The sequence below is a fragment of the Aeromonas sp. FDAARGOS 1402 genome (genome assembly GCF_019046925.1).
GTDB lineage: Bacteria > Pseudomonadota > Gammaproteobacteria > Enterobacterales > Aeromonadaceae > Aeromonas > Aeromonas caviae.
The window spans coordinates 3983645-4000823 of record NZ_CP077201.1; the positions used below are offsets into that span (position 1 = coordinate 3983645).

The window sequence follows — 17179 nt, forward strand, 5'->3', positions numbered from 1 at the left end:
TCATGCCATGACCCAGCGCAAGTCCAGGTCTGATCCCTCGTGTTATGGATAAAAAGATTGATAACACGGCTGCCAGGGCGCTCCTTCCTTCTCTTATCCCATGTCAGGAGAGCCAAATTCGATGGCACCGATTCATCTTTTCGTAATACGGTCATCCCATCCTTAATCAATTAGCTGAAATATAAGGAGTTATTGATATCCCCCCGATGCCGGTCCAAGGCCCAGCCTGTCAGATGCCCTGCCGGTTGCAGGAAAAGTTCCCATACTGAGTTGTCTGCATTGCACATGACTGCCAAGGAGAGACAGAGATGAGTGAAGAAAGCAAATGCCCCTTCAACCACACCGCCGGCGTCGGCAGAACCAATCGAGATTGGTGGCCGAACCAGTTGCGGCTGGATCTGCTGCATCAGCATTCCCCCGGCGCCGATCCCATGGACAAGGACTTTGACTACGCCAAGGCCTTCGCGAGCCTGGATTACAAGGTACTCAAGAAAGATCTGGTCAAGCTGATGACGGATTCCCAGGAGTGGTGGCCGGCGGACTTCGGTCACTACGGCCCCCAGTTCATCCGCATGACCTGGCATGCTGCGGGCACCTATCGCACCACCGACGGTCGCGGTGGCGGCGGCCGTGGCCAACAGCGCTTCGCCCCCCTCAACAGCTGGCCGGACAACGTCAACATCGACAAGTCCCGTCGCCTGCTCTGGCCCATCAAGCAGAAATACGGCAACAAGATCTCCTGGGCCGATCTCCTGATCCTCGCCGGCAACGTCGCCCTGGAGACCATGGGTTTTCGCACCTTCGGCTTTGGCGGTGGGCGGCCCGACGTGTGGGAGCCGGATCAGGACGTCAACTGGGGGGATGAAATTGCCTGGCTCGGGGTCGATCCCGATCGGGTCAAGGGCGATCGCGAGCTCACGGCCCCCTTCGGCGCCACCCACATGGGCCTCATCTACGTCAACCCGGAAGGGCCCAACGCCAGCGGTGACTACATGGAGGCTGCCAAGGACATCCGTTCCACCTTCGGTCGCATGGCCATGAACGATGAAGAGACGGTCGCCCTTATCGCGGGCGGCCACACCTTCGGCAAGGCCCACGGCGCCGCGCCCGAATCCCACAAGGGGCCAGAGCCGGAAGCCGCGCCTCTGGAGGCCCAGGGCCTCGGCTGGATGAGCGACTTCGGCAGCGGCCATGGCAAGGACACCGTCTCGAGCGGGCTCGAAGTGACCTGGACCAAGACACCGGCCCTGTGGAGCAACAACTTCTTTGAAAACCTGTTCAACTACGAGTGGGAGCTGACCACGTCGCCAGCCGGCGCCAAGCAGTGGGTGGCCAAGGATGCGCCCGAGATCATTCCCGATGCGCACATCCCGGGCAAGTTCCACAAGCCGACCATGCTCACTACCGACCTGACCCTGCGCTTTGACCCCGAGTTTGGCAAGATCTCCCGCCACTTCTACGAGGATCCGCAGGCCTTCGCCGATGCCTTCGCCCGCGCCTGGTTCAAGCTGACCCACCGCGACATGGGTCCCATTGCCCGCTACCTGGGGCCGGAAGTACCCAAAGAGGAGCTGATCTGGCAAGACCCCATCCCCGCCGTCAATCATCCCCTGATCGATGACAAGGACGTGGCCCTGCTCAAGGAGCAGATCCTGGCGGCCTCCCTGTCCGTGACCGAGCTGGTGTCGACCGCCTGGGCCTCCGCGTCCACCTTCCGTGGCTCTGACAAACGCGGTGGCGCCAACGGTGCCCGCATCCGCCTGGCTCCGCAAAAGGAGTGGGCCGTGAACCAGCCTGCCCAGCTTGCGAAAGTGCTTCAGGCCCTCGACGGGATACAGCAGGCCTTCAACGCCTCAGCCACCGGCGGCAAGCGGGTCTCCCTCGCCGATCTCATCGTGCTGGCGGGCGGCGTGGGGGTCGAGCAGGCCGCGAAGAGAGCCGGTGTCGCCGTGATCGTGCCCTTCACTCCGGGCCGGATGGATGCCTCCCAGGCCCAGACCGATGTGGACTCCTTCGCGGTGCTCGAGCCCCTCGCCGATGGATTTCGCAACTACGCGGGCGAGTGCGCGGGCTTCGCGGAGACCATGCTGATCGACAAGGCGCAGCTGCTCACCCTGAGTGCCCCCGAGATGACGGTACTGGTGGGCGGCATGCGGGTGCTCGGCACCAACGCGGGCAACTGCCACGGGGTCTTTACCGCCGCCCCGGGTACCCTCTCCAACGACTTCTTCGTCAACCTGCTCGACATGGGCACGGAGTGGAAGCTGGCGGCGGGCAGCCAGGGAGTCTATGAAGGCCGTGATCGCAAGAACGGCAAGATGAAGTGGACCGGAACCCGGGTCGATCTGGTGTTCGGTTCCAACTCCCAGCTGCGCGCCCTGGCGGAGGTCTACGCCAGTGCGGATGCCAAGGAGAAGTTCGTGAAGGACTTTGTGGCGGCCTGGACCAAGGTGATGAACCTGGATCGCTTCGACCTCGCCTGAGGACGCTGGCAGGCGCCCCGTTCCCAACGCCCCGGGAACGGGGCGTTTTTTATGGGCCGCTTCCAACCCCCGGCCTCTCCCCACTCTTCTCGCGGCGGCATCAGCCGACGGTGATGACGGTGCAGCCCTCCCCTTCGAGCGTCTTGACCAGGACCGGATCCTGCCGGGTGCAGATCAGGTAGTCGAGATCCGCAGCGTGCAGGAAGGGGTAGGAGGCCAGGGACTCCAGCTTGTCGTCATTGCACAGCACCGCCAGCGAGCCGCAACGCTCCGCGACCCGGCGCTTGAACTCGCTGTCCTGGTAATGCACGGCGCTGAAGCCAAGATCCGAGGACCAGGCGCAGACCCCCAGGAAGCCGAGGTCGAAGCGGAACTTTTTGGCCGCCTCGGCCGCCGTGATGTCGACGGCCCCGCCGACCAGCGGATCCTGCTCGCCACCGAGGAGGATGGTCCTGATGCCGGGTCTCTCCAGCAGCCGGCAGGCGATGGCCGGGCTGTTGGTCACCACCGTCAGGTTCTGGTGCTCCGGCATGAGGGAGGCCAGCAGCAGGTGGGTGCTGCTGGCATCCAGGAAGATCAGCTGGTTCGGTTTGACCAGGCTCAAGGCGGCCATGGCCAGGGCCTGCTTCTGCGCAACATGCTGGGTACTGCGCTCGGTCAGGGTCCCCGTCTGGGGCGACAGGGAGATGGCGCCACCGTGAATGCGCTTGCAGCGCCCCTCATCGGCCAGATAGCGCAGATCCCGCCTGATGGTCGCCTCCGTGGTGCCCAGCGGCTCCGCCAGCTCCGCCGCCATCACTTTGTGGTGCGCGGCCAGCAGATCCAGAATGAGGAGCCGTCGCTCCTCCGGTGAATACTTGTCCATGGTGTTCCCTTGTAATGGCCGGGCGATCATCGCCCGGCCCGCCTCACGCCCCCTGCCTCTGCAGTGCGAGCAGTTGCAAGATGGTATGCATGACGGCGTCTTCATCGTTCGAGCGGGTGATGAAATGGGCGGCGTCCTTGGTCCGTCGTGGCCATTGCGCATGGCGAAACTGAAGTCGGCGCACGCCATCAGCTCGATGTCATTGAGCCCGTCGCCAAAGACCAGGGTCTCATGACGACCGGCGCCGACCAGCTGCTGCAACCTGGCCACCGTCGTCCCTTGTGCACGCCGGCATTGACGATGTCTATCCACTGCTGGTCGGACGCCACTATGTAGGCCTCGTCATCACACTCGCCAAGCTGGCCCCGCAGATCCAGGCAGCGACCCTGCTCGTCATAGAGGGTGATCTTCACAACGTCCGCGGTGATTCGGCGACCGTCTGTAGCTGGGTGTAGGAGCGACGCACCAGGGCTTTCAGATGATCCGGCACCTCCTCCCGGATCGCCGCGCAGGCGATGACGATATGCTCGCCCGGCAGACGCGCCAACCAACGGATGATGGCCAGGCCCAGGGCGTTGTCCAGCAGTGACTGATAGACGTAGCGCCCCTGGTGCTTGATGCGGGTGGCGCTGTCTCCCAGGATCCAGATATTCGCGCTCTGCGCCCCCCAGCAGCTCCTCGACCCGATCGACCTGTTTTCCCGTGCAGGGCGCAAAATGTATCCCCTGCTGCGCCATGGCGGCAACCACCTCGGCAAACAGGGCTCGGTTGTTATCCCCCCTGCTATATGAGGAAGGTGCCGTCCATGTCCGTGATGATGAGCGTGATCATGCTGTTACCTCGGATGTATGCATGCTGATCGCGGTCATCATATCGCCACAATGGACACATATAAACAAATACAAGATCATTTTTGTTCATATGAGCTCGAAATGATCATAGCATGACCTCCTCGCTCGGAGGATCCCAGGCACAGCCCCCTCCTTCGACTGTCATCCAAGGAGACCCCATGTTGTCCACACTCTCCAGTCGGCGGCCCCGGCACGAGCGGCTCGCCAGCCGAGCCACCTTCTTATGCTCGGGCTTTGCCACGGCGGCCTGGGCCTCCATCATCCCCTTAGCCAAACTGAACGCCCAGATAAGCGACGCCACCCTGGGCTATGTCGGGGTGTTCTCCAGCCCCGCCCTGGTCGGCTTTGTCGCCGACGCCTTCGGTCTGCCGGCTGCCCTCCACGGCGTCGTTTTGCTGATGGTGCTGGCCCTGCTCCTCAGCAGAGGCGTGGGGCTGGCACCCCGGGCCACCCCTCTTTCTACAACCTGTCAGGAGCTGCCATGAGAAACCCTGTTTTCGGCGACGTGGTATTAAATACCGAGGACATTGCGCTCGGCGTCGAGGTCATCGCCAAACGGCTCAACGCGCGATTCACGGAGGCGGTGGTGATCACCGTGGTGCCGGGCGGCATGCTGTTTACCGCCGATATCGTCAGGGCGCTGCGCTTTGATATCGCCATGGACTACATCTCCTGCCCCCACACTCCGGGGGAGCGCCACAACGCCTCTCCCATCGTCTTTCACGACAATGTCGGCATCCGGGGCAGAGACGTCATCCTGATGGACGACGCCATCGAATCGGGGGGCACCATGAAGCGGCTGGTCGCGCACCTGCAGGCGTTCGCGCCACGTTCCCTGTCCATCGCGACCCTGTTTGTCAAACCAGGGCGCGTGGCTATCCCCGCCGAGCAGTTTTATGCCTACGAGATGACGAGCGATGACCTGCTGGTGGGCTACGGCCTGCCCTGGGAGCACAAGTACCGGAATATCCCCTATGTCTCCAGGTTGAAGAGATAACGGGACGGGACAAGATTAGGGAGCGATAAACCGATCAGGATAAACCTGACAGCAAGGGAGGCATTGACCAGACTACGTCCCGGTGTCGCCCGGTGTACGGCCTATGCCACTCCAGCAGGGCTAGTCCACCCGCCTGTCGATACCGGGTGGTGACCAGATTGCCGGTTACCGGAAAAACAAAAGGCCCCGTCTTGCGACGGGGCCTTTTGTTTTATTTGGCGGTGAGGGAGGGATTCGAACCCTCATTCTCGTACATCACAGCACAAATATAACCTTCAATTTCAATAGCTTACGCATTTTTTACCGAAATAAAAGCTACATAATTGTCTCAGGTAATTGCTATGAGACTTACCGTACTTTTATATAGGAAATTAATTAAATGTCAACCACATAGGTTGTGGCAATTGACTGCGTTGTTGATCACGGCCATTTAAGTTGGAAACCGTGACATTGAAGTTGGAAACTCAAAGGGAAGGTGCGAACAAGTTCCTGATATGAGATCATGTTTGTCATCTGGAGCCATGGAGCAGGGTTCATCATGAGTCATCAACTTACCTTCGCCGACAGTGAATTCAGCAGTAAGCGCCGTCAGACCCGAAAAGAGATTTTCCTCTCCCGCATGGAGCATATCCTGCCATGGCAGGATATGACCACCGTCATCGAGCCGTTTTATCCCAAAGCCGGTAATGGTCGTCGGCCCTATCCGCTGGAAACCATGCTGCGCATTCACTGCATGCAGCATTGGTACAACCTGAGCGATGGCGCGATGGAAGATGCTCTGTACGAAATCGCCTCCATGCGTCTGTTTGCCCGGTTATCCCTGGATAGCGCCTTGCCGGACCGCACCACCATCATGAATTTCCGCCACCTGCTGGAGCAGCATCAACTGGCCCGCCAATTGTTCAAGACCATCAATCGCTGGCTGGCCGAAGCAGGCGTCATGATGACCCAAGGCACCTTGGTCGATGCCACCATCATTGAGGCACCCAGCTCGACCAAGAACAAAGAGCAGCAACGCGATCCGCAGATGCATCAGACCAAGAAAGGCAATCAGTGGCACTTTGGCATGAAGGCCCACATCGGTGTCGATGCCAAGAGTGGCCTGACCCACAGCCTAGTCACCACCGCGGCCAACGAGCATGACCTCAATCAGCTGGGTAATCTGCTGCATGGAGAGGAGCAATTTGTCTCAGCCGATGCCGGCTACCAAGGGGCGCCACAGCGCGAGGAGCTGGCCGAAGTGGATGTGGACTGGCTGATCGCCGTGCGCCCCGGCAAGGTAAGAACCTTGAAATAGCATCCGGGCCAAGGTGGAGCACCCATTTCGCATCATCAAGCGACAGTTCGGCTTCGTGAAAGCCAGATACAAGGGGTTGCTGAAAAACGATAACCAACTGGCGATGTTATTCACCCTGGCCAACCTGTTTCGGGCGGTCCAAATGATACGTCAGTGGGAGAGATCTCACTAAAAACTGGGAATAGCGCCTTAAATGGCGAAGAAACGGTCTAAATAGGCTGATTCAAGGCATTTACGGGAGAAAAAATCGGCTCAAGCATGAAGAAATGAAATGACTGCGTCAGCCGAGAAGAATTTCCCCGCTTATTCGCACCTTCCCAAGAGAAAAAGGCCCTGATGCAACAACTGCTGACCGGCAAACGGCGGGTTTAAATGGATTTAATGGTGATACGATGACTGCACATATTATAGATAGATTTGGTTCCCCAAAAAATTGGAAGCTTGCTTGTGTTAAATGGTTCGGAGGTCGTAACAACAACACAGGCAGAGATAACCAGTTTGGTTTTTTAGCAACAAATGGAAGTGAAGATATTTTTGTGCATAAGAATGCAGTCATCAATAAGCCATTATTGGTGGAAGGTGAAATCGTACTCTATGAAATAGGTAAGGATAACAGAGGCAAAGTAAATGCATCTAATGCTTATGCGCTTTCAAAAAATGACAATAATCTAACAGAAATACTCTATCAGTATTTGGTTTTTTCTGATGAGTTTGTTGAGTTACGTGATTCTTCAATCAAGAAGACTTTAGCTGATTTGTTTGATTGCAATGATGCTTATCGTATCGTGGATAAATTTTCACAAAACTCTGAGCGTATCGCAGAGTTCATTTCCATAATAATGGCATGTAGCAATAAAAATAGTTTGCTAACAGTGTATATCGAAAAAATTGGCCTTATTAAGGCAATATCCAGTGGCATTCGACTATCAATAATACCAAGCGATTTGATTGCTCATCATGTCAATAAATTTGGGGTCCCGGAGTCCATATCACAGGGTATACCGATATCGAGCATGCCAGATAGGTTGGTTCTTGATTATATTTCTACAGTAGGGATTATAGAGGCCATTTCTCACGGTATCCCTGTTGCTAGGATACCAAGAAAGTTGATTCTGGTGCATGTAAATAATGTTGGAGTTATTGCCGCTGTTTCAGATGGTATTCCGATATCAGAAATCCCGGATGATTTAATTTCGAAACATGTACAGTCGGTAGGAATAGTTAATGCCTTGGCGCAAGGAATTCCTCTTAATAGAATATCAATAGATATCATTTTGAACTTCGTAAAATGTGTAGGCGTCATTAGCGCTAACTCTAATGGCATACCATTGTCAATGGTGCCAGATGATTTGATAGTAGAATGTTTTATAAAGGATGGTGTTATAATTGATATTGAAAATGGTATTCCTTTATCTTATCTACCAAGAGGTTTAATTGCGAAACATGCAAGAAGTGTTGGTATTGATGAAGTCAAGTTGCACGGCATTCCACTAACGGAAATACCAAAGCAAGTAATATCAGATTTTGTTAAATCCGTAGGACTTAAAAAAGCGATTTCTCATGGTGTTCGGCCTGCTGATATGTCAAGTCAGTTAATAGATGACATCACAAGTAAAAAAGGTATTGCTTATGTCATCTCAAATGGAGTTCCTCCATTATTGATTAGTAAGGAGTTAATTGACAATCAAATTGAAGCCTTTACTACATTCATTGTAGATATGCAGGCCGGCAAGATTAAAGTAAATGCATTACTAAGTGAAATAATAAACCACATTTCATTTAGCGCCGCTCTATATCTTGGGTTTAATCAGGTGGTGGATTCAAAAGAGATATTAGAAGTTTGGCGAGATGACATGGAAGATTTTGTTACCAAACAATTTACCAACGAAAAAATTAATGTTGCCAACTTTGTTATGGGTGCTTACCAAAAAAATATAACCACCTATGATCAATATCGTCAGCACCCACTAATCAAGCCATTTGCTGATGCATTTTACACTAAGGAAAAAATTTTCTTAAAAGATTTAAGCTTTATAGATGACATAATGAATTCGCCTACACTATCTATTGATCCAGAATTCTACATTTTAGCGAATTTAATACCAATCATTAATCAATCCAACACTCCTGATGCTATCATCGCCTCTATCCTGCATGACATATGGGAAGCCTTGCTTACGAATAAATTTCGTATTGATCATCCTTCATTTTTTAATCTTTTCCCACGCTGCCAAACACTAGCAGAACACTTTCCATATATAGATTTATCCTGCGAAGCATTTTATTGGAAAACGCAAACACCAGAAGAAATAAAAAATTCTCAAAAACGTTATCCTCATAATCTCTCTCGTATTTCAAATGCGACAAATGTTGAGGCTGATACTAGTATATTTTTATGTCGTGGCAAAAAATGTACAGATCAGCATGTAATACCAAACCTTAATAAACATTATCTTGAGTTTAGCTTGTATGATTGGTTAAGCCATTATGGAGCTAAATATGAGTTGTTAAATAAACCATCTAAAAGAGATCTCCCAATTAAACTTGCAGGATATCTGAATCGTATGCGAGAAATTTTTCCTAGGCTGCATTGTCGTTGCTGCGGTATGCTTATGAAGCCTAACCTTAGTTACGCGCTAGTCGAAGTAACGACATTTGATATTAAATCCAATTCATTTATTACCAAGCCAAAAAGTGCAGCATACCGAGCGACAGTTTTTTATTGTGCAAATGAATGTTGTGTAGAGCATAAAATAAACTATTACATCAATCACTGCATTGGTTTTAAATGCTATGAAATAATAGATAGTCGAGACCTAAAGCAAAAGTGTTCAGAAGGTCGGTACATCTGTACGTCGTGTGGCAGTTGCTGTACTTATCACAAAGAAAAATACGGCAATGTTAATAATGGCGAGTCTGATAGTATCAAATATCAAAAAATATATAATGACTCTCCATTTTATTCTGGGGGAAAGGGTGATGTGGAATAAAAAATTACCACGGTTTCAGGAAGAGTACAGCGCCAAGATCCCAGCTCTGACCCTGCTGACCCAGCTGGGCTGGTCGTTCGGTATTCCCCCCATTCTTAGGGGCACTCAAAAGTAGAGGTCATGCGGCCTGCATTAGGCACTGTTTTGGTGTGTAGCCACCCAGCGCCATATTGGGCCGCTCATGGTTATACGTCCACAACCAGTTTGTGGCAAATGCCTGCAATTCATTCAGTGACTTGCGTATTCCGGTGAAGTTGAACAGTGATTCCGGAATCTGTGAACACCATTTCCGGAAAGTATGCGGCCAGGGATTCTGCGAGCAGAAGCTGAGCTTTGAGGGGAGGCATCTTCTCGACTCACCGAACAAGCCAGCAGCCAAGCGCAGCGCGGCAGTTGTGGATCCAGGTCATTGGAGCATGACGGTTCATCTGACATCAGAGTTCGTGCTCTGAGGTGTCCGGAAATGGTGTACACGCAAGCCGGAATCAGCGTTCATTTTAAACCGGAATAGGTGTTCATTTTCGACCGGAATATGCACAGTGACTCAAACAGGTAATGACCCAGCCAGTCGTAACGTACCGTGCGGTTAAACCGCTCGATATACGCGTTCTGTTGGGGATTGCCCGGCTGGATATACCGCAGCGCTATCCCTTCCTGCTGAGCCCAGCGCTTGAGCTCCTCGCTAATATATTCCGGGCCATTATCGCAGCGGATCTCCACCGGCTTTCCCCGCCACGCGATCACTTGCTCCAGCGCCCGTTTGACCCGTGTGGCAGGCAAGGAGAAATCCACCTCGATGCACAGTGCTTCGCGGTTGAAGTCGTCGATCACATTAAACAGCCGCACCGAACGGCCATCACCGAGCTGGTCATGCATGAAGTCCATCGACCAGCAGTGATTGGGTTTTTCAGGGACCGCCAGCGGCTCCGGTTTGGCCCGTACCAGCCGTTTTCGCGGCTTTATCCTCAGATTAAGTTCAAGGGCGCGATAAATCCGGTACACCCGCTTGTGGTTCCAGCCAAAGCCTTTGACGTTACGCAGGTACAGAAAGCACAGTCCAAAACCCCAGTTACGCTGATTAGCGCTGAGGCGCAGCAGCCAATCGGCAATCTCCTGATTTTCATCGGCCAGCACCGGCTGATAGCGATAGCAGCCCTCGCTGACCTTGAACACCTGGCAAGCCCGGCGGATGGAGATGGCGTAATCCGCTACGGCCCTGGTTGCCATCTCCCGCCGGGCAGATGGCGTCACCACTTTTTTGCCATGGCCTCAGCGATGATCTCGGCTTTGAGGCGCTCCTCGGCGTACATCTTCTTGAGGCGGCGGTTCTCGTCCTCCAGCTCTTTGAGGCGAGCCATGAGGGAGGCATCCATTCCGCCGTATTTAGAGCGCCACTTGTAGAAGGTGGCGGAGCTGATGCCATGTTCGCGGCAGAGCTCCGGAACGGGGGAGCCAGCCTCGGCCTTGTTAAGAATGGCGATGATCTGGGCATCGCTAAAGCGTGATGTTTTCATGTAGAACCTCCGGGTATCAAGGTACGGGAACATTCTACTTATAAGCACCTCAGTTTTTCGGGGGGATTACCGGCCAAGGTGGAGCACCCATTTCGCATCATCAAGCGACAGTTCGGCTTCGTGAAAGCCAGATACAAGGGGTTGCTGAAAAACGATAACCAACTGGCGATGTTATTCACGCTGGCCAACCTGTTTCGGGCGGACCAAATGATACGTCAGTGGGAGAGATCTCACTAAAAACTGGGGATAACGCCTTAAATGGCGAAGAAACGGTCTAAATAGGCTGATTCAAGGCATTTACGGGAGAAAAAATCGGCTCAAACATGAAGAAATGAAATGACTGAGTCAGCCGAGAAGAATTTCCTCGCTTATTCGCACCTTCCTTAGGGAAAGTGCGAACAAGTATCCCACGAACAAAAAATGAAAATTTTAGTCATTTAATATCAATGGGTTACCAGTAAATGCTCTCGTGCCATATGACTTATTCGCACCTTCCTAAAGAGTAGATTTATCCTCATCGAGCCGGGGGATTTTTAAGGGGGGGCAATATATCACATGCAATATTTATATATATGTAGTTCATTGCACCATTGCACCATTGCACCATTGCACCATTGCATCCAATTAATTGGCGGATGTGGATGAATCTGCTAAATGTGCGATAGCAATGCCATCTGTCAATACATATCCAGTCCGTTCAGATGATTACATCATCCGTCTATTCTATACGCTGGTTATTCAGGACTTCGTACTGTTCGCCATCGTGCTGAGTTCCATCCCCCCCAGTGTGCGTATTTCGGTTTGTCCGGCCACCTGTTCCGGTTTCATCCGGCCAGGCGTTTCGGTGTGATCCGGCCAGCATGATCTGACCTTCGTTTATCCTCTCTTTTTACCCGACTTCTTCACCCTGAACCAGTGTTTTTTTACGTTGTGACTCACCTGTTAATTCCAGTCGGTGGGCATTGTGGATCACTCTGTCTAACAGCGCATCTGCAACAGTTGGATTATCCATTAAGCCGTACCACTCCGAGACCGGTAACTGACTGACGATGATTGTGCTGCGTTGCTCGTAGCGATCTTCAATGACGTCCAGTAAATCGCTGACTTGTTTACCTTTAAATCCCTCAAGGCCCCAATCATCTAGGATCAACATATCTACCTTTTGTAGCTGTACCAGTTGTTTCAGATAGCTACCATCAGCATGCCCCATTTTCAGGCTTTCCAGTAACCGACCTAACCGGTAATACAGCACGCGTTTATTCTGTCGGCAAGCTTGCTCACCTAAGGCGCAGGCAAGATAGGTTTTGCCGCTGCCGGTGGGCCCGGTTATCAAGATATTCTGGTGGTACGTCAGGTGATGTCCTTGCATAAGTGGTGTAATTTGTTCAGCTCGCAAGCCGCGCTTTGCCGGATAGCGTAAGCCTTCTGGTGTCGCTTTAAGGCGCAGATTGGCTTGTTTGCGCAAGCGTTGTAAGCGGGTGTTATCCCGCGCCAGATGTTCTTGCTCGACCAGCAATCCCAATCGTTCATCGAAGCTAAGTTCGGCATAGGTATGGGGCGCAAGACGTTGTTGCTCCAGCGCACTGGCCATGGCCGCCAGCTTAAGCTGGCGCAGTTGGATAAGCAGTGAGTCCATTGGTGGTCCTTATTGGTAGTATTTTGAGCCACGGATGTTGGTGTGTGTGCCAGGGATAATGGTTTTAGTTTCATCCGGTTGCCAGCGCATATCTTCACCGTTTTTCAGTAGCTTTTTGATGACCGGTATATAAGGTAGTTGGCGACTGATGGCCAGTGCGCAGGCCTTTTCCAGCCGGTCACTGCCATAGCGCTTTTGCTCGCTCAGGAGTCCCAGGCAGGTGCGCTGCGCTTGGATAAGATGGTCTTTGTTACGCTCAACCGCTAAGACCACCGCCAGCGTGTTAGTGCCGATATGGGTTGCCCAGCTGCGAATGCGCTCAGGGCTCCATTCCAGATGGGCAGCATGGTTTTCTGGCATATGCGCTATATCAGTCGTGTGCCGGTAGCGGGTATAGCTGCGCGGATGCTGAGCGACGCATTTCGCCTGATGGTAAACCTTTATCAGCGTCTGCGTTGCACTGATTTCAACCCGCTCACCGACTAAACGGTGTGGCACCGAGTACCAGTGATAGTCGTATTGTACGTGGTAGTCTTTGGCGACTTTGGCAATGCGATAATCGGTGTACTCATAAGCGTAAGGCGGCAGTGGTTGTAATGCAGGCGCATCGAGCAAGTTAAACAACTGCTCACGGCTGGCACCGTTGTAATGCTTCATTGGCCGCTGATTGAGTTCTGTATTCAATGCGCGGATGGCCTGATTTAACGCTGCCAGTGAGTGAAATACCTGATGGCGCAGCCGGGCTAATACCCAGCGTTCCACAATCAGCACAGCCGATTCGACTTTGCCTTTATCCTGCGGTTTGCGTGGTCGGGTCGGCATCAACGCACAGCCATAATGTCTGGCCAGCGCTTTGTAATTGTCGTTAATCACCGGCTCGAACTTATCCGCTTTATCAACCGCCGCTTTGAGATTGTCGGGTATCAATAATGCGGGTACGCCACCTAAAAAGGTCAGGCAACGACTGTTCGCCATCAGCCAGGATTCCCTATCCTGACCTTTACAGGCTTCAATATAGGTGTAGTTAGATGCGCCCAGGGTGGCGACGAAGATAGCGGCCGGTTTTATCTCACCTGTTTCTGGGTTCACAATCGGCACTGTCGGGCCACAGAAGTCGATAAACAGCTTCTCACCGGCTTCATGATGCTGTCGCATCGAGCGTTTTTGTACAGCACACCAACGCCGGTAATGTTCACAGTACTGCGTGTAGCCAAGTGCTTTACTGCCGTGCTCTGCCTGATACTCCTGCCATAACAGCAGTTTGGTGACGCCTTTTCTACGCAGCTCAAGATGTACCTGCACCCACGACGGCAAGACCCGCTGCGTACTGTAATCACGGCCAGGAAATAACTGTTTGTCGAGGCTATCAAGCGGATAGTCGGCTGCCAGCGGCCAACTGAGGCCTAAGTTGTTAAAGCGGATAACCAAATCACTGATGGTTGCCCGGCCAATATTTAGCGCCTGAGAGATTTGCCTGTCACTTAACTTGGCCTCAAATTTGAGGCGGAATATATCCAGATAAGTTTGCATATCTGTCCTTACCATTTTCTTTTTACGTGTCATGACTACTCCGGCAAACAGTTAAAAAACTGTTATGCCAAAGACCGTAAAACGAAGGAAGAACAAACTGGCCGGACGATACCGAAACAGGTGGCCGGATGAAGCCGAAATCAGTGGCCGGATGATACCGAAATGGGTGGCCGACTCATGCCGAAATCGCTGGCCAGATCATCCCGAAATATGCACAGTGTGCCCTCAATGTACCAAACGCAAAGTTGCTAACCGGCCCTTCTGTTTGGCAACTCTACTCTTCACAGACATCACAGCGAACAACGCGAATAACCTCGATCTCTTTTTTGGTCATAATCTTCATCTCTGGCCGCTCAATTTATGCAGGTCAGTTGCTCATTGTGCTACATCTTTCTACTAACTGTACTTCGGGCTAGCTGTAGCGTTTGGTCTAGGCGTAAAGTGGGCCGTGAGATGCCTACAAAACTACTGGCGATTCAATTTGATAACTTCTGGTAAGACATGAAATGAACAAAGTCACCAGCTACAACCAACTCGACAAACTGGGGCGAGTCAGGCTTTCAAAACACTTTTTTATGCGCGATTTTCTTTACAGCGAAATCGCTGTTTGGAACGGGTTCAAAAACGTGCCGGATTTTCCGGATGTAGCCATCACCTATGGCCGTAAACTCTGCGAGGAATTGCTTGAGCCGCTTCAGGCTACATTCGGTCGCATCCACATCCGCTCAGCATACCGCTCCCCTGAAGTGAACGATTTCGGGAACAAGGGTGGATTCAACTGTGCAGCCAATGAGGCAAACTATGCCAGCCACATCTGGGATTATCCAGACGCTAATGGGAAGCACGGCGCTACGGCCTGCATTGTCGTTCCATGGCTGATTGCTCACATTGAGAAGGGGGGAAGCTGGACCGACATGGCCTGGTGGATCCACGACCATCTACCTTACAGTTCATTGCAGTTTTTCAGTACCAATGCCTTCAACATCAACTGGCATGAAGCCCCGGTACGTCGGATTTATAGTTACGCGGCTCCTAAAGGCATTCTTACTGAACCGGGCATGGAAAACCATGTGGGGCTCCATGCCGATTGCTACAAGGCCTTTCCAAGCCTGTCTGCTGACGTAGGAGTAAGAGGAAACAGTTCCGACAAATATGTTATGCACAGCGAAAAGTTCACTGCCACCGGAGTAGTGTTCCACACCCCAATGTGTCTGACTTGCAAGTGGCGTAATAAGGTGCCCGCCCCCCGCCACTGCCTCGCCTTCCCCGAAGGGATCCCTACTGCGATTTTGGTCGGGGAGGCTGACCACACTAAGCCGTATGAAGGCGACAACGGCTTGCAGTATGAGAAGGGCGATCCTGACTATTAACTTTTATTGAGGAACGAAATCATGAAGCATGATCTGACCCTGGAATAAAGCAGGCCAGCAGCCAGACACATGGACCCCTGTACTGGTTCGAGCGGCAATGTAGTGGTCTAGTCATCCTTCGGCAACAACCGAGATAGGCCCACTTGAGCCGGTAGTTTCCCGATGACCTCAATCTGCCAACCCGTCATATTGGCCCGACAGATGTGATACTGGTGCGTGATATTGGCCTGTGCTTGCAAGGCGTGACGGGCTTTATCCAGTGCCTCAGTTGCATTGATGCCAATGCGGTTCAGCAAGAGGTTAACGCGGGTCTCCATAGATTGGCCCCTTGAAGATCCAGACACTTCGCCCCTCTTAACTTAAGAGGTAGTCTTGGAGCTATGTTCAGTACTAGTCACAACGAGAAGATGGTCGAAGTGTTAACAGGGGCCGAGCGCCGTCGACGCCGGACTCCACAAGAAAAGATCGCCATCGTGCAGCAGACCTTTGAGCCCGGGATGACCGTCTCTCATGTTGCTCGCTTGCACGACGTCAACGCAAACCCAGGGCGGGAGCACACTTTGTTGATATTTTAACCAAAGAATAACTGAGCCCGATAGTCGTCATTCCAGCCGGCTCTTTTTAGCTTGTTTCTCTGACTTCGAGCACCACAATTGCTCTGTTTTACGATATTCAATACGAACCGCCGGAATAGCGCCATATTCTCGACCGCATCCTCCATCGCTATCCTGGAAGCATCCTCGTTGAACACCACATCAAGAATGTAATGCTGGCTGTTCTCTATCCGCCAGTGCTGCCGTATATAGTGCCCTAGGGAAAGTGCGAACAAGTATCCCACGAACAAAAAATGAAAATTTTAGTCATTTAATATCAATGGGTTACCAGTAAATGCTCTCGTGCCATATGACTTATTCGCACCTTCCCTAACCACGATTTGAGTGGTAGTGTTGATCGGCTCATCAAGTGAGTCGATTGGTCGAGGTCATCGGCTCATCAAGTGGGTCGGTTGGTAGAGGTGATCGGCTCATCAAGTGAGCCGATTGGTCGAGGTGATCGGCTCATCAAATGAGCCGATTGGTCGGGGTGATCGGCTCACCAAATGAGCCTATTGTTGGTGCTTTATGGTCACGTATGAACTGTTAATCAACAGGGGATGCCATGCCTAATCCGGCCGACAAGATCGATAACTGCCTGCGCTCCCATAGGCGTAGTAATCACATCGGCCGGTTTTTCACCACCTAATCCCCACGCAGAGCGGGTGAGCCATCTCATCGTTTTAGCAGTATCTCCCCGGTGTAGGGATATGGCTGCGTCCACTGCTAAGGCTGCCCAGTAAACGCGATCTCCCTGAGCTGTCGATAAGCGATTGCCCCGTTTGATTTGGCGATTCAGTGTGTCTCGGTTAATGCCAATCATCTGGCAAATTGTTCGGGTATTAGACCCCAATAGCTTGCTCAGTTTGACGACGATCTCAGGAGACACACCAGACACTATGTGCTGATGGGCGGCTAGCCAGTTACGTGGTAGACCGAGCGACTCCAGAACAGATAGATTGCTGGTTGGGGGAGATTGCTCTACATGAGTCATTATGAGTCTGCGCCTCCGTCTGGGGGTTGTTGATGGCAGCCCAATGCAAATCATCAATC

13 protein-coding genes and 6 pseudogenes are annotated in these 17179 nt (G+C 52.4%); 8 read left to right on the forward strand and 11 right to left on the reverse strand.

Features of this window, described 5'->3' with window-relative positions:
• Window positions 1-308 precede the first annotated feature (308 nt).
• The gene (gene katG / locus I6L32_RS18680; protein ID WP_216944333.1) at window positions 309-2483 is read left to right on the forward strand and encodes a catalase/peroxidase HPI; all 2175 of its coding nucleotides are present in this window, start codon (window positions 309-311) and stop codon (window positions 2481-2483) included.
• A gap of 100 nt (window positions 2484-2583) precedes the next feature.
• Here the strand turns inward: katG and I6L32_RS18685 are convergent, their stop codons facing one another.
• From I6L32_RS18685 to I6L32_RS18695, 3 genes are read right to left on the reverse strand one after another with little or no spacing between them, the layout of a single operon-like run.
• Window positions 2584-3618 (reverse strand): DeoR/GlpR family DNA-binding transcription regulator, encoded by a 1035-nt coding sequence (locus I6L32_RS18685; RefSeq protein WP_216944334.1) that lies wholly within the window; start codon window positions 3616-3618, stop codon window positions 2584-2586.
• Window positions 3537-3761, reverse strand: coding sequence for a hypothetical protein (locus I6L32_RS18690; protein ID WP_216944335.1), 225 nt, complete (start codon window positions 3759-3761; stop codon window positions 3537-3539). Before I6L32_RS18690 ends, I6L32_RS18685 begins: the two co-directional genes overlap by 82 nt.
• Window positions 3758-4063, reverse strand: coding sequence for a hypothetical protein (locus tag I6L32_RS18695; RefSeq protein WP_216944336.1), 306 nt, complete (start codon window positions 4061-4063; stop codon window positions 3758-3760). Before I6L32_RS18695 ends, I6L32_RS18690 begins: the two co-directional genes overlap by 4 nt.
• A gap of 294 nt (window positions 4064-4357) precedes the next feature.
• On the opposite strand from I6L32_RS18695, the gene I6L32_RS18700 reads away from it, so the two are divergent.
• Window positions 4358-4684 (forward strand): hypothetical protein, encoded by a 327-nt coding sequence (locus I6L32_RS18700; RefSeq protein ID WP_216944337.1) that lies wholly within the window; start codon window positions 4358-4360, stop codon window positions 4682-4684.
• The gene (locus I6L32_RS18705; protein WP_216944338.1) at window positions 4681-5196 is read left to right on the forward strand and encodes a phosphoribosyltransferase; all 516 of its coding nucleotides are present in this window, start codon (window positions 4681-4683) and stop codon (window positions 5194-5196) included. Before I6L32_RS18700 ends, I6L32_RS18705 begins: the two co-directional genes overlap by 4 nt.
• 216 nt (window positions 5197-5412) lie before the next feature.
• On the opposite strand, the pseudogene I6L32_RS18710 reads toward I6L32_RS18705, so the two are convergent.
• Window positions 5413-5515: pseudogene (locus I6L32_RS18710) on the reverse strand.
• Window positions 5516-5734: 219 nt separating this feature from the next.
• Here I6L32_RS18710 and I6L32_RS18715 point away from each other — a divergent pair.
• Together I6L32_RS18715 and I6L32_RS18720 are read left to right on the forward strand one after the other, a co-directional pair.
• Window positions 5735-6665, forward strand: a protein-coding gene (locus I6L32_RS18715) for an IS5 family transposase (protein ID WP_254203852.1) whose coding sequence is annotated in 2 segments (ribosomal slippage) — window positions 5735-6492 and window positions 6491-6665 — 933 coding nt in all. Because the reading frame shifts where the segments join, the coding sequence is not laid out codon by codon here.
• Between the two features lie 220 nt (window positions 6666-6885).
• Entirely contained in the window at window positions 6886-9483 is a 2598-nt protein-coding gene (locus tag I6L32_RS18720; protein ID WP_143237420.1) for a cold shock domain-containing protein, read from the forward strand.
• A gap of 118 nt (window positions 9484-9601) precedes the next feature.
• On the opposite strand, the pseudogene I6L32_RS18725 reads toward I6L32_RS18720, so the two are convergent.
• Window positions 9602-9721, reverse strand: a pseudogene (locus I6L32_RS18725) (integrase core domain-containing protein); the annotation flags it as partial.
• Window positions 9722-10020: 299 nt separating this feature from the next.
• Window positions 10021-10997, reverse strand: a pseudogene (locus tag I6L32_RS18730) (IS3 family transposase); the annotation flags it as partial.
• A gap of 72 nt (window positions 10998-11069) precedes the next feature.
• On the opposite strand from I6L32_RS18730, the pseudogene I6L32_RS18735 reads away from it, so the two are divergent.
• Window positions 11070-11234, forward strand: a pseudogene (locus tag I6L32_RS18735) (transposase); the annotation flags it as partial.
• A 652-nt stretch (window positions 11235-11886) separates the two neighbouring features.
• Here the strand turns inward: I6L32_RS18735 and istB are convergent.
• Complete coding sequence (istB, locus tag I6L32_RS18740; protein WP_008950208.1) at window positions 11887-12633, reverse strand: IS21-like element helper ATPase IstB; 747 nt, start codon at window positions 12631-12633, stop codon at window positions 11887-11889.
• Window positions 12634-12642: 9 nt separating this feature from the next.
• The gene (gene istA / locus I6L32_RS18745) at window positions 12643-14196 is read right to left on the reverse strand and encodes an IS21 family transposase (protein WP_216944339.1); all 1554 of its coding nucleotides are present in this window, start codon (window positions 14194-14196) and stop codon (window positions 12643-12645) included.
• Window positions 14197-14669: 473 nt separating this feature from the next.
• On the opposite strand from istA, the gene I6L32_RS18750 reads away from it, so the two are divergent.
• The gene (locus I6L32_RS18750; RefSeq protein ID WP_197971577.1) at window positions 14670-15533 is read left to right on the forward strand and encodes a hypothetical protein; all 864 of its coding nucleotides are present in this window, start codon (window positions 14670-14672) and stop codon (window positions 15531-15533) included.
• Between the two features lie 107 nt (window positions 15534-15640).
• Here the strand turns inward: I6L32_RS18750 and I6L32_RS18755 are convergent, their stop codons facing one another.
• Window positions 15641-15850 carry a hypothetical protein gene (locus I6L32_RS18755; protein ID WP_143237418.1) on the reverse strand — a complete coding sequence of 70 codons (210 nt, stop codon included), beginning with the start codon at window positions 15848-15850 and terminating at the stop codon, window positions 15641-15643.
• A 90-nt stretch (window positions 15851-15940) separates the two neighbouring features.
• Between I6L32_RS18755 and I6L32_RS18760 the strand changes: the two are divergent.
• Window positions 15941-16075, forward strand: a pseudogene (locus I6L32_RS18760) (transposase); the annotation flags it as partial.
• 29 nt (window positions 16076-16104) lie between these two features.
• On the opposite strand, the pseudogene I6L32_RS18765 reads toward I6L32_RS18760, so the two are convergent.
• Both I6L32_RS18765 and I6L32_RS18770 read right to left on the reverse strand, forming a co-directional pair.
• Window positions 16105-16347, reverse strand: a pseudogene (locus tag I6L32_RS18765) (transposase); the annotation flags it as partial.
• Window positions 16348-16676: 329 nt separating this feature from the next.
• Complete coding sequence (locus I6L32_RS18770; protein ID WP_320657760.1) at window positions 16677-17174, reverse strand: antitoxin Xre/MbcA/ParS toxin-binding domain-containing protein; 498 nt, start codon at window positions 17172-17174, stop codon at window positions 16677-16679.
• Window positions 17175-17179 lie beyond the last annotated feature (5 nt).

What these genes read in the sequence shown, in the direction of transcription:
- istB (WP_008950208.1), bottom strand. Translation starts at nt 12,633, where the DNA reads ATGGACTCACTGCTTATCCAACTGCGCCAGCTTAAGCTGGCGGCCATG.
- I6L32_RS18750 (WP_197971577.1), top strand. Translation starts at nt 14,670, where the DNA reads ATGAACAAAGTCACCAGCTACAACCAACTCGACAAACTGGGGCGAGTC.
- katG (WP_216944333.1), top strand. Translation starts at nt 309, where the DNA reads ATGAGTGAAGAAAGCAAATGCCCCTTCAACCACACCGCCGGCGTCGGC.
- I6L32_RS18755 (WP_143237418.1), bottom strand. Translation starts at nt 15,850, where the DNA reads ATGGAGACCCGCGTTAACCTCTTGCTGAACCGCATTGGCATCAATGCA.
- I6L32_RS18705 (WP_216944338.1), top strand. Translation starts at nt 4,681, where the DNA reads ATGAGAAACCCTGTTTTCGGCGACGTGGTATTAAATACCGAGGACATT.
- I6L32_RS18700 (WP_216944337.1), top strand. Translation starts at nt 4,358, where the DNA reads ATGTTGTCCACACTCTCCAGTCGGCGGCCCCGGCACGAGCGGCTCGCC.
- I6L32_RS18720 (WP_143237420.1), top strand. Translation starts at nt 6,886, where the DNA reads ATGACTGCACATATTATAGATAGATTTGGTTCCCCAAAAAATTGGAAG.
- istA (WP_216944339.1), bottom strand. Translation starts at nt 14,196, where the DNA reads ATGACACGTAAAAAGAAAATGGTAAGGACAGATATGCAAACTTATCTG.
- I6L32_RS18770 (WP_320657760.1), bottom strand. Translation starts at nt 17,174, where the DNA reads ATGATTTGCATTGGGCTGCCATCAACAACCCCCAGACGGAGGCGCAGA.